The sequence below is a fragment of the Noviherbaspirillum massiliense JC206 genome, from assembly GCF_000312045.1.
GTDB lineage: Bacteria > Pseudomonadota > Gammaproteobacteria > Burkholderiales > Burkholderiaceae_D > Noviherbaspirillum > Noviherbaspirillum massiliense.
This window is the reverse complement of the sequence record NZ_HE978635.1, coordinates 988,592-1,003,508: the sequence shown is the minus strand read 5'-3', so window position 1 is coordinate 1,003,508 and position 14,917 is coordinate 988,592. Positions and strand designations below refer to the sequence as shown.

General features: G+C 64.2%; 16 protein-coding genes. 3 read left to right on the top strand and 13 right to left on the bottom strand.

Annotated elements, in window-relative coordinates:
* The first annotated feature begins 20 nt into the window (after positions 1–20).
* Entirely contained in the window at positions 21–1,382 is a 1,362-nt protein-coding gene (locus tag HGHM_RS20210; RefSeq protein ID WP_019143402.1) for an MBL fold metallo-hydrolase RNA specificity domain-containing protein, read from the top strand.
* A 183-nt stretch (positions 1,383–1,565) separates the two neighbouring features.
* Here HGHM_RS20210 and HGHM_RS20205 read toward each other — a convergent pair whose 3' ends face one another.
* Positions 1,566–1,886, bottom strand: coding sequence for a hypothetical protein (locus HGHM_RS20205; RefSeq protein ID WP_019143401.1), 321 nt, complete (start codon positions 1,884–1,886; stop codon positions 1,566–1,568).
* Between the two features lie 203 nt (positions 1,887–2,089).
* Between HGHM_RS20205 and HGHM_RS20200 the strand changes: the two genes are divergently transcribed.
* Together HGHM_RS20200 and HGHM_RS20195 are read left to right on the top strand one after the other, a co-directional pair.
* Entirely contained in the window at positions 2,090–3,343 is a 1,254-nt protein-coding gene (locus tag HGHM_RS20200) for an NAD(P)/FAD-dependent oxidoreductase (RefSeq protein ID WP_019143400.1), read from the top strand.
* 10 nt (positions 3,344–3,353) lie between these two features.
* Complete coding sequence (locus tag HGHM_RS20195) at positions 3,354–4,286, top strand: oxygenase MpaB family protein (protein WP_019143399.1); 933 nt, start codon at positions 3,354–3,356, stop codon at positions 4,284–4,286.
* 27 nt (positions 4,287–4,313) lie between these two features.
* Here the strand turns inward: HGHM_RS20195 and HGHM_RS22085 are convergent, their stop codons facing one another.
* The 12 genes from HGHM_RS22085 to urtB form a co-directional block, all read right to left on the bottom strand.
* On the bottom strand, positions 4,314–5,321 hold the full coding sequence (locus HGHM_RS22085) for a chemotaxis protein CheB (RefSeq protein ID WP_034349237.1): 1,008 nt from the start codon (positions 5,319–5,321) through the stop codon (positions 4,314–4,316).
* Positions 5,322–5,451: 130 nt separating this feature from the next.
* The gene (gene ureG / locus HGHM_RS20185) at positions 5,452–6,087 is read right to left on the bottom strand and encodes an urease accessory protein UreG (RefSeq protein WP_019143397.1); all 636 of its coding nucleotides are present in this window, start codon (positions 6,085–6,087) and stop codon (positions 5,452–5,454) included.
* Positions 6,088–6,132: 45 nt separating this feature from the next.
* Complete coding sequence (locus HGHM_RS20180) at positions 6,133–6,813, bottom strand: urease accessory protein UreF (RefSeq protein ID WP_019143396.1); 681 nt, start codon at positions 6,811–6,813, stop codon at positions 6,133–6,135.
* Positions 6,814–6,815: 2 nt separating this feature from the next.
* Complete coding sequence (gene ureE, locus HGHM_RS20175) at positions 6,816–7,346, bottom strand: urease accessory protein UreE (RefSeq protein ID WP_019143395.1); 531 nt, start codon at positions 7,344–7,346, stop codon at positions 6,816–6,818.
* Positions 7,347–7,359: 13 nt separating this feature from the next.
* Entirely contained in the window at positions 7,360–9,138 is a 1,779-nt protein-coding gene (gene ureC, locus HGHM_RS20170; RefSeq protein ID WP_019143394.1) for an urease subunit alpha, read from the bottom strand.
* Positions 9,135–9,443, bottom strand: a complete 309-nt coding sequence (locus HGHM_RS20165; protein WP_019143393.1) for an urease subunit beta — start codon at positions 9,441–9,443, stop codon at positions 9,135–9,137. Before HGHM_RS20165 ends, ureC begins: the two co-directional genes overlap by 4 nt.
* 13 nt (positions 9,444–9,456) lie before the next feature.
* Positions 9,457–9,759 carry an urease subunit gamma gene (locus HGHM_RS20160; protein ID WP_019143392.1) on the bottom strand — a complete coding sequence of 101 codons (303 nt, stop codon included), beginning with the start codon at positions 9,757–9,759 and terminating at the stop codon, positions 9,457–9,459.
* Positions 9,760–9,767: 8 nt separating this feature from the next.
* Positions 9,768–10,637, bottom strand: a complete 870-nt coding sequence (locus HGHM_RS20155) for an urease accessory protein UreD (RefSeq protein WP_019143391.1) — start codon at positions 10,635–10,637, stop codon at positions 9,768–9,770.
* Between the two features lie 7 nt (positions 10,638–10,644).
* Complete coding sequence (urtE, locus tag HGHM_RS20150) at positions 10,645–11,343, bottom strand: urea ABC transporter ATP-binding subunit UrtE (protein ID WP_019143390.1); 699 nt, start codon at positions 11,341–11,343, stop codon at positions 10,645–10,647.
* Between the two features lie 10 nt (positions 11,344–11,353).
* A complete protein-coding gene (gene urtD / locus HGHM_RS20145; RefSeq protein ID WP_019143389.1) occupies positions 11,354–12,199 on the bottom strand; it encodes an urea ABC transporter ATP-binding protein UrtD in 846 nt (281 codons plus the stop codon).
* Positions 12,196–13,284, bottom strand: coding sequence for an urea ABC transporter permease subunit UrtC (gene urtC, locus HGHM_RS20140; RefSeq protein ID WP_019143388.1), 1,089 nt, complete (start codon positions 13,282–13,284; stop codon positions 12,196–12,198). The genes urtD and urtC overlap by 4 nt, the downstream gene beginning before the upstream one ends.
* Positions 13,281–14,885 (bottom strand): urea ABC transporter permease subunit UrtB, encoded by a 1,605-nt coding sequence (urtB, locus tag HGHM_RS20135; RefSeq protein WP_019143387.1) that lies wholly within the window; start codon positions 14,883–14,885, stop codon positions 13,281–13,283. Before urtB ends, urtC begins: the two co-directional genes overlap by 4 nt.
* Positions 14,886–14,917 lie beyond the last annotated feature (32 nt).

Here is a 14,917-nt window from a genome sequence, read left to right as displayed (position 1 = left end):
GACGCGCATCAGGAGGATGCATGCATATCAGATTTCTGGGAGCGACAGGCACGGTCACCGGTTCGAAATATCTCGTCAGCTCGGGACCGGTCCGCATCCTGCTCGACTGCGGACTGTTTCAGGGTTACAAGGAGCTGCGCCTGCGCAACTGGGCGCCATTGCCGGTCCATCTCGCGGACATCGATGCCGTGGTGCTGACCCATGCCCACCTCGACCACAGCGGCTACCTGCCGCTGCTGGTGAAGAACGGGTTCCGGGGAAAGATCCATTGCAGCGAAGCGACCTATGACCTCTGCAAGATCCTGCTGACCGACAGCGGCCATCTGCAGGAAGAGGAAGCGGCTTACGCGAACCGGCACGGCTTTTCGAAACACCATCCCGCATTGCCGCTCTATACCAAGGCCGATGCCCTCGAAGCGCTGAAGTATTTTTCGCCGGTGCGCTTCGGCACCCGGTTCAAGGTGAGCGGGGATGTGCATGCGCGGCTGGAAGTGGCCGGGCATATTCTTGGAGCCGCCATCGTCGCGCTCGACGACGGCAAGACGAGCATCACCTTTTCCGGCGACCTCGGGCGGCCCGATGATCCGATCATGCCTGCGCCGGCCGCCATTCAAAAGACGGATTACCTGGTGGTCGAATCCACCTATGGCAATCGCAGGCATGATTCGACGGACCCGACCGAATTGCTGGGCCAGGCCATCTGCGAAACCGCCAGCCGCGGCGGCGTGACCGTGATTCCCTCGTTCGCCGTGGGGCGCGCCCAGGAACTGATGTACTACATTCACCGCCTGAAGGACAAGGGCAAGATCCCTGCGCATTTGCCGGTCTACCTCGACAGCCCGATGGCGATCAATGCCACGGAGATCTATCACAGGCATCGCCGCGACCACCGGCTGGATGACGAAGAATGCCGGGCCATGTGCAATGCAGCGAAGCTGGTGCGTACCGCGGATGAATCGATTGCCCTGAACCGGCAGCACATGCCGATGGTGATCATTGCCGCCAACGGCATGGCCACCGGCGGGCGGGTCTTGCATCACCTGAAGCTGTATGCGCCCGATCGCCGCAACACCATTTTGTTCGCCGGATTCCAGGCTGGCGGCACGCGCGGCGCGTCCATGATCGCCGGGGCCGAAGCGGTCAAGATCCACGGCGAATACATCCCGGTGCGGGCACAGGTCCGCCAGATCGGGAACCTGTCGGCCCATGCCGATGCGGATGAAATCCTTGGCTGGTTGTCCGGTTTCGCCGCGCCGCCGAAGCGCGTCTTCATCATCCATGGCGAGCCCGATGCGGCGAATGCCCTGCGCGAACGCATCGAACAGCGCTTTGGCTGGGCGTGCAGTGTGCCGGCTTACCTCGATGAGGTCACGCTTTCCTGAGACCCGGCGCTTGCGGATTCATATATCTGCCGCGCGGCCTATTCAGTCGGGAACGAAAATCGATGGCAGGGTGGACGCGCGGGTGTGCAGTCGGCATTCGAAGCGAGGGCTGATCATTTTCGCCGGATCCGTTCCGGCACCAGCGATCGTTCGAAGCGTCCCTGCCGTAGCGTTGGTGCTTCTTCAGTACCGGTCGCGCCGGTAGCTGTCCCGCTCCCGCAGGATGTCCAGCTCGCCGCCCGCAGCGCCCGCCCCACGGCCGTGCGCCATCCACTGCCTGAACTTGCCGATGCCGAACGACAGCAGGGCGCCGGTGGCTGCCAGGACCAGAATCACGCCGGTAATGGTGGCGAACAGCACCAACGCCAGACTGGCGACCACCGCCATGCCGGCGAGCTTCCAGTACCAGTGCGGGCCCAGCACGCCTTGCAGCAACTGCCGCAGCGTCGGACGCGCGCCCGGTGATGGCGCATCGACAACTTCCCATTCCGTTTTTTCAATCATGTGCACTTTCTCTGTAAATGTCTCGCGAAACTCAATGATAGGCGCATTAGCGCGCATTTAAAAGCGAAGCGGGTCTTGTAATTGCTTCGAAAAAACGGAAGTGCCGCGCAATGGCGAGAGGAATGCCGAGGCGAAAGCGGCGATAATTGCATGATGACGCCGGCGTCTTGCCGGCTCCAATTTTCATCAGGACAGGAGTGCAAATGAGTGTTACCCGGGATGAGTCGGTGATCGTCGTCGGCGCCGGCATCGTCGGCTTGTGTGTCGCCCATGAATTGGGCAAGGCGGGTTACCGCGTTGAAGTGATCGATCCGGCCGAGCCCGGTTCGCAATGTTCTTCCGGCAATGCCGGCGCAATCTCGGCGGGTTCGGTCGCGCCGCTCGCCATGCCCGGCGTCATCAAGAGCGCCTTCAAGATGTTCCTTGATCCGGATAGTCCGCTGCATGTGCCCATGCATTACTGGCTGCATGCTGCGCCCTGGTTTACGCGCTTCATTGCCGCCGCGAGCCCGCAGCGGGTCGGGCAGATCGCCGATGCGCTGAGCGGCTTGTTCACCGACGCGGTGGAAAACCACATGGCGCTGGCGCGCGAAATCGGTTGCCCGGAGCGCGTGGTGAAGTCGGGCCAGCTCCACCTCTATGTCGATGAAGCGGCGCTGGCCAAGGATGCGGGCAGCTGGCGCCTGCGCGAGTCGCGCGGCGTGAAGCTGGAAATGCTCGATGCCGCCGCGATCCGGGAGATGGAGCCGGCGGTGAGCGAGCGTTACCGCCTCGGCGTGTTCATGCCCGAGCAGGCGGCCGTGACCGAACCCTTGCGTTATGCGCAAGCCATCGCCGCCGCGGTGCGCGAGCGCGGCGGAAAGATCATCCGCGACAAGGCGACGGCGCTCGTGCCGCAGCAGGGCGGCTGGCAGGTGCAGGGCGAGCAGGGGCGCTACCAGGCTGATCGCATCGTGCTGGCCGCGGGCGCGTGGTCGGGCGGTCTGCTGCGTCCGCTCGGCTGGCATGTCCCGCTCGAGAGCCAGCGCGGCTATCACCTGGATGTGACCGAGCCGGGCGTGCGGATCACGCGCCCGGTGGTGCTGAGCGACCGGAAGATTTTCATGGTGCCGCTGGAAACCGGGTTGCGGATCGCCGGCACGGTCGAGTTCGGCGGGCTGGCGATGCCGCCCACCGAGCGGCGCGCCCTCGCGCTGGGCGAGCATGCGAAGGAAGGCGTGCCCGGCCTGCAGCTCGGCGCCCAGCCGTCGATGTGGATGGGGCATCGTCCCTGCATGCCGGATTCCATGCCGGTGCTCGGGCCGGTGCCGCAGCATGAGGGACTGTGGTGCGCCTTCGGCCATGGCCACCTCGGCGTGACCGGCTCGATCAACACCGGCCGCCTGATTGCCGGCGCCTTCCGCGGCGAAGTCGGGCTGCAGCGCTTCGCGCCGTTTTCGATTACGCGCTTCCGCTGATGCACGGCCCATGACGCGCGCGAGCACTGCCCTCGAGTTGCCCGCAATGCTGCAGCGCCGGCTGGAAGCGGCCGCCTGCACGCTCGTCTACGCCGGCACCGCCTCGGCGCGCGATTTCGCCGAGCCGGCGCGAGAGCCGGCGCTGGTCGCGCCTGACTCAGTTTCGTGGCAGGTGTTCAAGAATCCGCTGTCGCTCTTCATCGGCGGCGTGGCCGCGGTCATCCTGGAACTGGCGGAGCCGCGCGTGCGCACCGGCGTGTGGGAACACACCAGCTTCCGCAAGGCGCCGCTGCCGCGCCTGCAGCGCACCGGACTGGCGGCGATGATGACGGTGTACGGACCGCGCAGCCGCACCGAAGCCATGATCGCCGGCGTCAATCGGCTCCATGCGCGCATCGCGGGCACCACGCCGGAAGGCGAGGCTTACCGCGCGGATCACCAGGAATTGCTGGACTGGGTGCATGCCACCGCAAGCTTCGGCTTTCTCGAAGCCTGGAGCGCCTACGCGCATCCGCTCGGGGAAGCGGAGCGTGACCGCTACTATGCCGAGGGCAGGGCCTCGGCGCAGCTGTACGGGGCGCATGGCGCGCCGGCATCGCAGCGCGAGCTCGAGGCATTGTTCGCGGCGATGCGCGGCAAGCTCGCGCCTTCGCCCATCGTGTTCGAATTCCTCGGCATCATGCAAGGGGCTGCCATCCTGCCGCCGCCGCTGAATTTGATTCAGGGCTGGCTGGTGAAGGCCGCCGTTGACATCGTGCCGGTCTGGGTGCGCGAGCGCCTCGGACTGGATGCGCAGTGGACGCTGCACCCCTGGCAGCGCCGCCAGATCAGGCAAAGCGGGGCCTGGGCCGACCGCATCCTGCTGCGTTCCGCGCCTGCGGTGCAGGCGTGCCGCCGGCTCGGGCTGCCCGACGACTATCTCTACACGCAGGGCCGGGCATAAGCACCTGCGAATACCTGCAGAGCGGAATCATCCGAGATGCACATCCGTCGCCTGACGCGCATCGCTCACCATCTTCCGCAATGTCCCCGCTTGCCGGGCAGCCTGCCGGGCGGCTGCCGCATGCTCGGCCGCGTCTTCCATCCTGTTCGTGTCGGACGCCGTCTGTGCCAGGCGCTTCAACAGCATTTCCTTTTCATGGAGGGCGCGGATTGCACCCCAGATCGCTTCTTCCGCCATATCAGTCTGGGCATGGGCCAGGGTGCGCGCGGTAAAGCCATGCCCGGTGTGGCAACGAAAGCGTCGCGGTGAAGTGCCCTTGATTTCCCACAGGCTGCCATGGCATTCGGGGCAAGTGAAGGTCGACGGCTCGGCGATTTTTTCAAGCTCATCCATGAGAGTCTTCCCTGTCAATGCGATCCGGTTTTCTTCCGGAATTGCGCCCGGTACATCTCCTGGTTCCGGCGGCGCCGCTTGCGCGGTCAGCTTCACGAGCGTCTCTGCAATCCCGTACAGCGGAAGGCAGTAATCGACATCGACATGCTCGATCGCGCTGAGCGGCATGCTGGGCGCGTCGGCGTCCCTCGGATCTTGCACGATAGTGAGGCCGCCATAAGCCTTGACGGCCTGCAAGCCCACCGTGCCGTCATCGAGGTTGCCGGTCAATATGATGCCGATGACGCGCGAGCGGTAGGAGAGCGCTGCGGAGCGGAACAGGGGATCGATGGCCGGGCGCGAAAAATTTTCCTTCGGTCCATTGGAAAAGTGAACATGGTGCCCATTCACCATCAGGTGCACGTCCGGCGGCGCGAGCAGGATGACGCCGGGTTCGATCGGTTCGCCATGGATGGCATTACGCACGGGCAGAGCGCTGTGCTTCATGAGGATCTGCGGCAGCGACGTTTCCTGCGAACCAATGTGCAGCACGATCAGGATCGCCGCCGGGAAATCCTGCGGCAGACGGGCCACGAAATGTTTCAATGCCTCCAGGCCACCCGTGGACGCGCCGATCACCACCATATCCCGTTTCTCGCTCATACATGCCTTTCATGTTCCGTTCCGGACAACCCTGCAAGGATGAAAGCATGGACAGCAGGCCGGCATCGTCAATGTTGGACACGCGGCGCGGCAAGAAATTACATGAGCGAACCCGGATGGTGAAGAAAAATCACGCTTGCCTGTCGAGCAATCCCTCGGTCCGGATGAAATCGACCACCGCCTGCACGCCTTCCCCGCTGCGCAGGTTGGTGAACAGGAAGGGCCGCGCGCCGCGCATTTTTTTCGCATCGCGGGCCATGACCTCGAGATTGGCGCCGACATGCGGGGCGAGGTCGGTCTTGTTGATGATCAGCAGGTCGGAGCGGGTGATGCCGGGGCCGCCCTTGCGCGGAATCTTTTCGCCGCCCGCCACATCGATGACGTAGATCGTCAGGTCCGACAGTTCCGGGCTGAAGGTGGCCGCAAGATTGTCGCCGCCGGATTCCACCAGGATCAGGTCGAGGTCGGGGAAGTCCGCACTCATGCGCGCAATCGCCTCGAGATTGATCGACGCGTCTTCGCGGATCGCGGTATGCGGGCAGCCGCCGGTCTCGACACCCATCAGGCGCTCCGCCGGCAAGGCTTCGGCGCGCAGCAGGATTTCCATGTCTTCCTTGGTGTAGATGTCATTGGTGATGACAGCCATGTCGTAGCGCTCGCGCATGGCCTTGCACAGCATTTCGCACAAGGCGGTCTTGCCGGAGCCGACCGGGCCGCCGATGCCTACACGCAAGGGATTGCTGACGGAGGAGGTGGAAGTATTCATACGGATCGGAAAGGGAAAGTGAGAATCGGAAGTCAGGATCAGAAGTCAGGATCGGTAAAGGCGGCTGTACTGCACCTCATGCTGCATGGACAGCAGCGACAGGCCGGGCGCCCAGTTCGACAATTCTTCGTCGGCAAGTCCCTGTGCCAGTTGCGCCGCGTGTTCGATGTCTGCGCGCAGGGACAGCAGGAGCCGCTGGCCGGCGACCTGGCCCAGGGGCACGGATTTGACGCAGACCAGCACCTGGTTTTCGGCCCACGAAAACAGCATGCCGAGCAGGGCGGCTTCATGCGGCACCTGCAGCGCGACCGCGGCAAATGCCAGCGCCGTCGGCAGCGGCACTTCCGGCTGCGCCTGCAGCAGCGCCAGCAATTCCGCATCGGCGATCCGCAGTTCGGTAGCGAGCTTGCCGAGGGAATATCCCATCTGTATCGTCTCGGCGCGGAATTCGGCGGTGTCGCGCGCGGCGAGGAAGCGTTCGGTCCACTCCTTCACGGCAGCGGCATCGCGCGCATCGAAGGCTTGCAGCAGGCGCCACAGCACCGGCGCCTCGAAGCGCGCCACCACCTGCTGCAAGGCGTGCGCGATCCAGTCGCGCGCACTGGCCTCGTCACGGACCAGCCCGGCTTCCAGCGCCGCTTCCAGCCCCTGCGAATAGCTGTAGGCGCCGACCGGCAGCGAGGGACTGGCCAGTTGCAGCAGATGGAGCAGGGCAGTGCTGTCCATGTTCAGGCCTGTCTGTCCTGTGCGTCCTGTGTATCGGAGGGACGGTGGATTCTCTGCCGCAGCGGGATCGGCGCCAGCGGGTCGCCGTGATGATGATGGCCGCCGCCGTAGGCACCGGATTCCGGTTCGAACGGCGCTTCTTCCTCGGTGACGGTCGCGCCCAGTCCTTCCAGCATTTCCTTCAGCACCGGATCGCGCCGGATGCGCAGGAACGCGGCCTGTGCATCGCCGCCGACCTGGGCTTGGGTATGGCGGTTGCCGAGGTGGAAGGCGCAGCGCAGCAGCTTGCGCGCGCCGCCGCATTCGACCCGGTAAGTCGCTTCCCTGGCGGCGGTGACGCGCACGACGCGGCCATCGTCGCCGCGCAGCAGGTCGCCGTTGCGCAGCACGGTGCCGCGCACGGTGAAGATCCCGACTTCTTCGCCGGAAGCGAGCCTGGCGCGCAGCCGGCTTTTTTCGCGCATGTCGTAGGGGAGCACGAGTTCGCCGTCGATGCGCTCGGCGTGGTCGAGTTTGGTAGTCAGTGTCAGCATAATCAGGACAGGGTCAGAACAGGAAATAGCGTTGCGCCATCGGCAGTACCTTCGCCGGCTCGCACACCAGCAGTTCGCCGTCGGCCCGCACTTCATAGGTCTCCGGGTCGACTTCCATCTTCGGCGTCGCGCCATTGTGGATCATGTCAGCCTTGCGCAGGCTACGCATGTTTTTCACGGCAATCAGCGGCTTGCTGAGTTTCAACTGCTCGCCGATGCCGGCATCGAAGGCAGCCTGCGACACGAAGGTGAAGGAAGTCTTCAATCCGCCGCCATAGGCGCCGAACATCATGCGGTAATGCACCGGCTGCGGCGTCGGGATCGAGGCATTCGGATCGCCCATCTGGGCGGCTGCGATCATGCCGCTCTTCAGGATCATCGACGGCTTGACGCCGAAGAAGGCCGGCTTCCACAGCACGACGTCGGCGATCTTGCCGACTTCGAGCGAGCCGACCACATGCGATATCCCGTGCGTGATCGCCGGGTTGATCGTGTATTTCGCGATGTAGCGCTTGGCGCGGAAGTTGTCATTCCTGGAGTTTTCCTGCACCGCAGGACTGGACGCTTCCCTCTCCCGCCGGGGGGAGAGGGATTGAGGGTGAGGGGCGCGGCTGTTCGAATCGGGCTTGAGCCAGCCTCTCTGCACCTTCATCTTGTGGGCGGTCTGCCAGGTGCGCAGGATGACTTCGCCGACGCGGCCCATCGCCTGCGAATCGGATGACATCATCGAGATCGCACCGATGTCGTGCAGGATGTCTTCGGCCGCGATCGTCTCGCGCCGGATGCGCGATTCGGCGAAGGCAATGTCTTCCGCGATCGCCGGATCGAGATGGTGGCACACCATCAGCATGTCGAGATGCTCGTCCAGCGTGTTGACGGTGTAGGGCCGGGTCGGGTTGGTGGAAGAGGGCAGGACATTGCCCTCGCCGACGGCGGCGATGATGTCGGGCGCATGGCCGCCGCCCGCGCCCTCGGTATGGAAGGTATGGATGGTGCGGTCCTTGAACGCGGCCAGCGTGTGTTCGAGAAAGCCGCCTTCGTTCAGGGTATCGGTGTGGATCGCGACCTGCACGTCCATGCGGTCCGCCACCGACAGGCAGTTGTCGATTGCGGCCGGCGTCGAGCCCCAGTCTTCATGCAGCTTCAGGCCGATGGCGCCGGCACGGATCTGCTCTTCCAGGGGCTCCGGCAGGCTGACATTGCCCTTGCCGAGGAAGCCGAGGTTCATCGGGAAGGCATCGGCGGCCGACAGCATCGCGTGGATATGCCACGGCCCCGGCGTGCAGGTGGTCGCGGCGGTGCCGGTCGCCGGGCCGGTGCCGCCGCCGAGCATGGTGGTCACGCCCGACGTCAGCGCTTCCTCGATCTGCTGCGGGCAGATGAAATGGATGTGCGAATCTATGCCGCCGGCGGTCACGATCATGCCTTCGCCGGCGATGATCTCGGTGGCCGCGCCGATCGCCATCGTCACGTTCGGCTGGATGTCCGGGTTGCCGGCCTTGCCGATGGCGGCAATGCGTCCGCCCTTCACGCCGATGTCAGCCTTGACGATGCCCCAGTGATCGAGGATCAGCGCATTGGTGATGACGGTATCCATCACATCCGCATGGACGCGCTGCGACTGCCCCATGCCGTCGCGGATCACCTTGCCGCCGCCGAACTTCACTTCTTCGCCGTAGGTGGTGAAATCCTGTTCGACTTCGATGAACAATTCGGTATCGGCCAGCCGGATGCGGTCGCGGGTGGTGGGGCCGAACATTTCGGCATAAGCCTGACGCGAGATTGTCGTCATTTCAGCTTCCCCATCACCTTGGCGTTGAAGCCGTACACCCTGCGCTCGCCGGCCAGCGCGACCAGTTCCACCGTGCGCGCCTGGCCCGGTTCGAAGCGCACTGCGGTGCCGGCGGCGATGTTCAGGCGCATGCCGTAGCCGGCCTTGCGGTCGAACTGGAGCGCGGGATTGGTTTCGAAGAAATGGAAATGCGAACCGACCTGGATCGGTCGGTCGCCGCTGTTGGCCACGGTCAGCGTGGTGGTTTGTCGGCCGACGTTGATTTCGATGTCGCCGGCTTCGATCAGCATTTCGCCTGGAATCATGATGGGTCGCCTATCAAGGAATCGGATGGTGGACGGTGACGAGCTTGGTGCCGTCGGGGAAGGTGGCTTCGACCTGGATTTCCGGGATCATTTCCGGCACGCCTTCCATTACGTCGGCGCGGGTCAGGATCTGAGTGCCTTCCGCCATCAGTTCCGCCACCGTCTTTCCGTCGCGCGCGCCTTCCATGATCGCAGCCGACAGCAGGGCTACCGCTTCCGGGTAATTCAGCCTCAGGCCGCGCGCCTTGCGCCGTTCCGCGAGCAGGGCCGCAGTGAAGATGAGGAGTTTGTCTTTTTCTCTCGGGGTGAGCTCCATGTGTTCTCCTAGGTGTTCCAGATGCGCGGCATGAATCCGCTGCGCCCCATCAGCTCGGGACGGATCCTTTGCCAGACCCGCATCATGTGATTCTTTGCGGCTTCGCTTGAATTGCCGAGGTGGCGCGCCACCAGCACCGATTTCATTTGCGTCATGCCGAACTGGCCGGGACCGCCTTCCGCTTCTTCGCGCAAGGCTTTCAGTGTCGCCGCTGCGATAGGTGCGCCGACCGCGATCAGCGTCGCGCAGACGGTATGGCAGCCCAGCGCCAGCGGGCTGTGCATGGAAGCGCTGCCGCCATCCAGCGCGCCTTGTTCGAACCAGAGCAGGCGGCCGTCGCGCCGGATGCTGGTGCGCTGCTCGATGCGCCCGCTGTTGAAGGCTTCGCCGGACGCGGTGCGCCCGAAGCAGAGGATTTCCCAGCCGATGTAGGCGGCGTCACCTGCCAGCGCCACCGAGTGGTCGAGGCGGACATGCGCGCCGTTGAAGAAAATGGTTTCCTGTGGCAGCCATTCGAGCGCTGCGCGCGCGCCGAGTTCGAGCCGCACATCCTGGCGCGACACCCTGCCGTTGGCCCGATACCATTTGGCTGCGCCCGGGGTGGTGATGAAAGCCCGGGCGCCATCCTTGAGCGATGCCGCGATTCCCAATTCATCGCCGCCCACCACGCCGCCCGGCGGATGGACCACGACCGCGTGGCAGACATCGCCGCCCTCCGGGTAGAGCGGCTTCTGCACGCGCAGCGGGCCGACATGGCTGCGTCCGACCATGCGCGTGACGCCTTCGTCGTTCGCGAACGCAAGCTTCAGGCTCGCCTGCCAGGCGCAGGATGCAGCGAAGGAATGATTCCCGCTGGAATCGGAATCGAAGCGCTTCATCGAAAGACTATACCGCCAGGTGCCGCTTCACGTTTTCATGCGCCATGTCCTTCTGCGAGCCGGATGCCACCACTTCGCCGCGCGAGAGCACGATGAATTCATCGGCCAGTTCATGCGCGAAATCGAAGTATTGCTCGCACAGCAGGATCGCAATGTCGCCGCGCTCGCGCAGCAGACGGATCACGCGTCCGATGTCCTTGATGATCGACGGCTGTATGCCTTCGGTCGGCTCGTCGAGGATAATCAGTTGCGGGTCGGCCAGCAGGGCGCGCGCGATCGCGAGCTGCTGCTGCTGGCCGCCCGACAGGTCGCCGCCGCGCCGCTGCAGCATGTCCTTCAGCACCGGAAACAATTCATACACTTCGCCCCTGATGGTCGATGCCTTGCGGCCGGGCTTGGTCGCCATGCCCATCATCAGGTTTTCCTCGACGCTGAGGCGGGCAAAGATTTCGCGGCCCTGCGGCACATAGGCGATGCCGAGCGCGGCGCGCTCGTGCGGCCTGAGCTTCGTGATGTCGCGGCCGCCCAGCCGCACCTGGCCGCTGGCAGCGGGCAGCACGCCCATCAGGCATTTGAGCAGGGTGGTCTTGCCCACGCCATTGCGTCCGAGCAGTGCCAGGCATTGGCCTTTTTCCAGCGAGAGCGAGACGCCGCGCAGGGTGTGAGACGATCCGTAATACTGGTTGAGCTGGCTGACTTGCAACATGGGCGTTCCGTTACCTTCCAAGATAGACTTCGATCACGCGTTCATCGGCCTGCACCTGCTGCATCGTGCCCTGGGCCAGCACCGAGCCTTCATGCAGGACTGTCACCTTGCCGTCGCGCGCGATCTCGCTCACGAAGGCCATGTCGTGTTCCACCACCATGATGGAATGCCTGCCGCGCAATTCGTTCAGCAGTTCAGCCGTGCGCGCCGTTTCCGCATCCGACATGCCCGCGACCGGTTCATCCAGCAGCAGCAGCAGCGGTTCCTGCATCAGCAGCATGCCGATTTCCAGCCACTGCTTCTGGCCGTGCGACAGCAGGCCGGCGAGCCGGCGCTCCTCCCCATTCAGCCGGATCAACTTCAGGATGTCCTCGATCCGGCCGACCTGCTCGGATGTCAGGCGCGCAAACAGCGTCGTGCGCACATCCTTCTTCATCTGCATCGCCAGTTCCAGGTTCTCGAACACCGTGTGCTGCTCGAAGACGGTGGGACGCTGGAACTTGCGGCCGATGCCGGCATGCGCGATTTCATACTCGGTCAGGCGCGTGAGATCGATGGTCTGGCCGAAGAAGGCGCTGCCGAAAGTCGGGCGCGTCTTGCCGGTGATGACATCCATCATCGTGGTCTTGCCGGCGCCGTTCGGGCCGATGATGCAGCGCAGTTCGCCGACGCTGATGTCGAGCGTGAGCTTGTTCAGCGCCTTGAAGCCATCGAAGGACACGGTGATGTCTTCGAGGTACAGGATCGCGCCGTGCGTCGTGTCGAGGCCCTCGGTCTTCAGGCGGCCGTAGGAGGGATCGCGCTGGGTGCGGCTGCCGGTTTCGAAATCAAGGCCGGGATCGTCAACTTTTTTCATGCTGTCTCCCTGTTGGCGCGGATTTTCCTGGCCAGGCCGAGCACGCCTTGCGGCAGGAACAGGGTCACCAGGATGAAGATCAGGCCGAGCGCATACAGCCACAGATCGGGGAAGGCGGCGGTGAACCAGCTCTTCAAGCCATTCACCGAAAACGCGCCGAGGATGGGCCCGATCAGGGTGCCGCGGCCGCCGATCGCGGCCCAGACCACCATTTCGATCGAATTACCCGGCGACATTTCCGACGGGTTGATGATGCCGACTTGCGGCACATACAGTGCACCGGCAATGCCGCACAGGACAGCCGACAATGTCCACACGAACAGCTTGAACCAGAGCGGATCGTAGCCGATGAACATCAGCCGTGACTCGGAATCGCGCACTGCCTGCAGCACCCGCCCCAGCTTGGACGTCACGATCCAGCGGCACAGCAGCAGCGCGCCAAGCAGCAGGAACAGCGTGGCCAGGTAGAGCGCGGCGCGGGTACCGGGCGCGGTGATGCTGTAGCCGAGGATGCGCTTGAAGTCAGTGAAACCGTTGTTGCCGCCGAAGCCGGTGTTATTGCGGAAGAACAGCAGCATGCAGGCGAAGGTCATGGCCTGGGTAATGATCGAGAAATACACACCCTTGATGCGCGAGCGGAATGCGAAATAACCGAACACGAAGGCCAGCACGCCCGGCACCAGCAGCACCAGTGCCATGCAGTACCAGAAGTTGTCGGTGAACGACCAGTACCAAGGCAAGGTCTTCCAGTCGAGGAAGACCATGAAGTCCGGCAGATTGCTCTGGTACACGCCGTCGCGGCCGATGGCGCGCATCAGGTACATGCCATGCGCATACGCGCCGAGCGCGAAGAACAGTCCGTGCCCGAGGGACAGGATGCCGGTGTAGCCCCAGACCAGGTCGAGCGCGAGCGCCGCGATCGCATAACACATGAACTTGCCGACCAGGGCCACGGTATAGCCCGAGATGTACAAGGCTTGTCCCGGCTCGAAGGCCAGGTTCAGTACCGGCAGCAGCGCCAGTACGGCGGTGCACACTACGATGCCGGCCCATGCCGGACGGGAGAAGAGAGTGCGCGCCATCATTCCACGCTCCTGCCTTTCAATGCGAACAGGCCCTGCGGCCGTTTCTGGATGAAGACGACGATGAATACCAGGATTGCGATCTTGGCCAGCACCGCGCCGGCGACCGGTTCCAGGAACTTGTTGACGCCGCCCAGGCCGAGGGCGGCGATCACGGTGCCGGCCAGCTGGCCCACGCCGCCGAGCACCACCACCATGAAGGAATCGACGATATAGCCCTGGCCGAGGTCCGGGCCGACATTGCCGAGCTGCGACAGCGCAACGCCGCCCAGCCCGGCAATGCCGGAACCGAGGCCGAAGGTCAGCATGTCGATGCGGCCAGTGGACACGCCGACGCAATCGGCCATGCGACGGTTCTGGGTGACGGCGCGCAGGAACAGGCCGAGGCGGGTCTTGTTCAGGATGACCCAGACCGCTGCGACCACCGCCAGCGCGAAAAAGATGATGACGATGCGGTTATAGGACAGCACCAGCGAGCCGAGTACCGCGATGCCGCCGGACATCCAGGACGGATTCGCGACTTCCACGTTCTGCGCGCCAAAGATCGAGCGTACCGCCTGCATCAGCACCAGGCTGATGCCCCAGGTGCAGAGCAGGGTTTCCAGCGGGCGGCCATACAGCCAGCGGATCACGGTGCGTTCCAGTGCAATGCCAATCGCCGCGGTCACCAGGAAAGCCGCCGGCAGGGCGGCGAGCAGATAGAAATCGACCGCACCGGGAAAGTACTGGCGGAACAGCATCTGGCAGACGTAGGTGGTGTAGGCGCCGATCATCAGCAGTTCGCCATGGGCCATGTTGATGATGCCCATCAGGCCGAAGGTGATCGCGAGCCCCAATGCCGCCAGCAGCAGCACGCTGCCGAGCGACAGGCCGTAGAACAGGTTGCCGGCAAATTCCATGCGCGCCAGGCGGCCATTGATCGCCCGGAGGGTGCTGACGGCAGCCTTCCTGACGGCTTCATCCGGCTCCGCATACGTGCCGTCCGGATTCTTCTCCAGCATCTGCTCCAGCACCGGCTTCAGGCTGGCATTGCTGCTGCCGCCCAGCGCGAGGACGGCATCCCTGCGCAGGCCGGCATCCGGCGAATGCAGGTTGGCCGTAGCTGCGAGCAACTGCAGCACGCCACGTATTTCGGGATCGGTTTCCTTGTCGAGCGCGCGGGTGATGAGCGGCAGCTGGGCCGCGTTCGCGCGGTTCTGCAGGCCGAGCGCGGCGGAGAGCCGCTCGGCCCGGTTGTCGGAAAACAGCCTGAGGCTGGACAGCGCATCATCTACCGAGGCGCGCAGGCGATTGTTCACCATGATGGCTTCCAGCTCGTCCGGCGCCGGCCCGGTGCTGTCGCTTGCAGGGTCAAAGGTTTTGCCGTCTTCGACGATGTAGACCTTGCCTTGCGTATCGGCATACAAGGCATCGTCCTTCAGGGCGATCAACACCCGGGCGGCGCTTTCATTGCCGAGCGCCGCGATCTTCCCGACCGCTTCGATCCGCGCATCCGGATCGTCGCCGGCCAGCGGCTTCAGGAGCGCGTCGTCCAACGCGGCGCACGCAGCGCCGGCATGGATGCACAGCCAGCCAATTACAATTAATTTCTTCCACATGTTCATCTCGGCTGCACGTACGCTGCCAATAAAAAAAA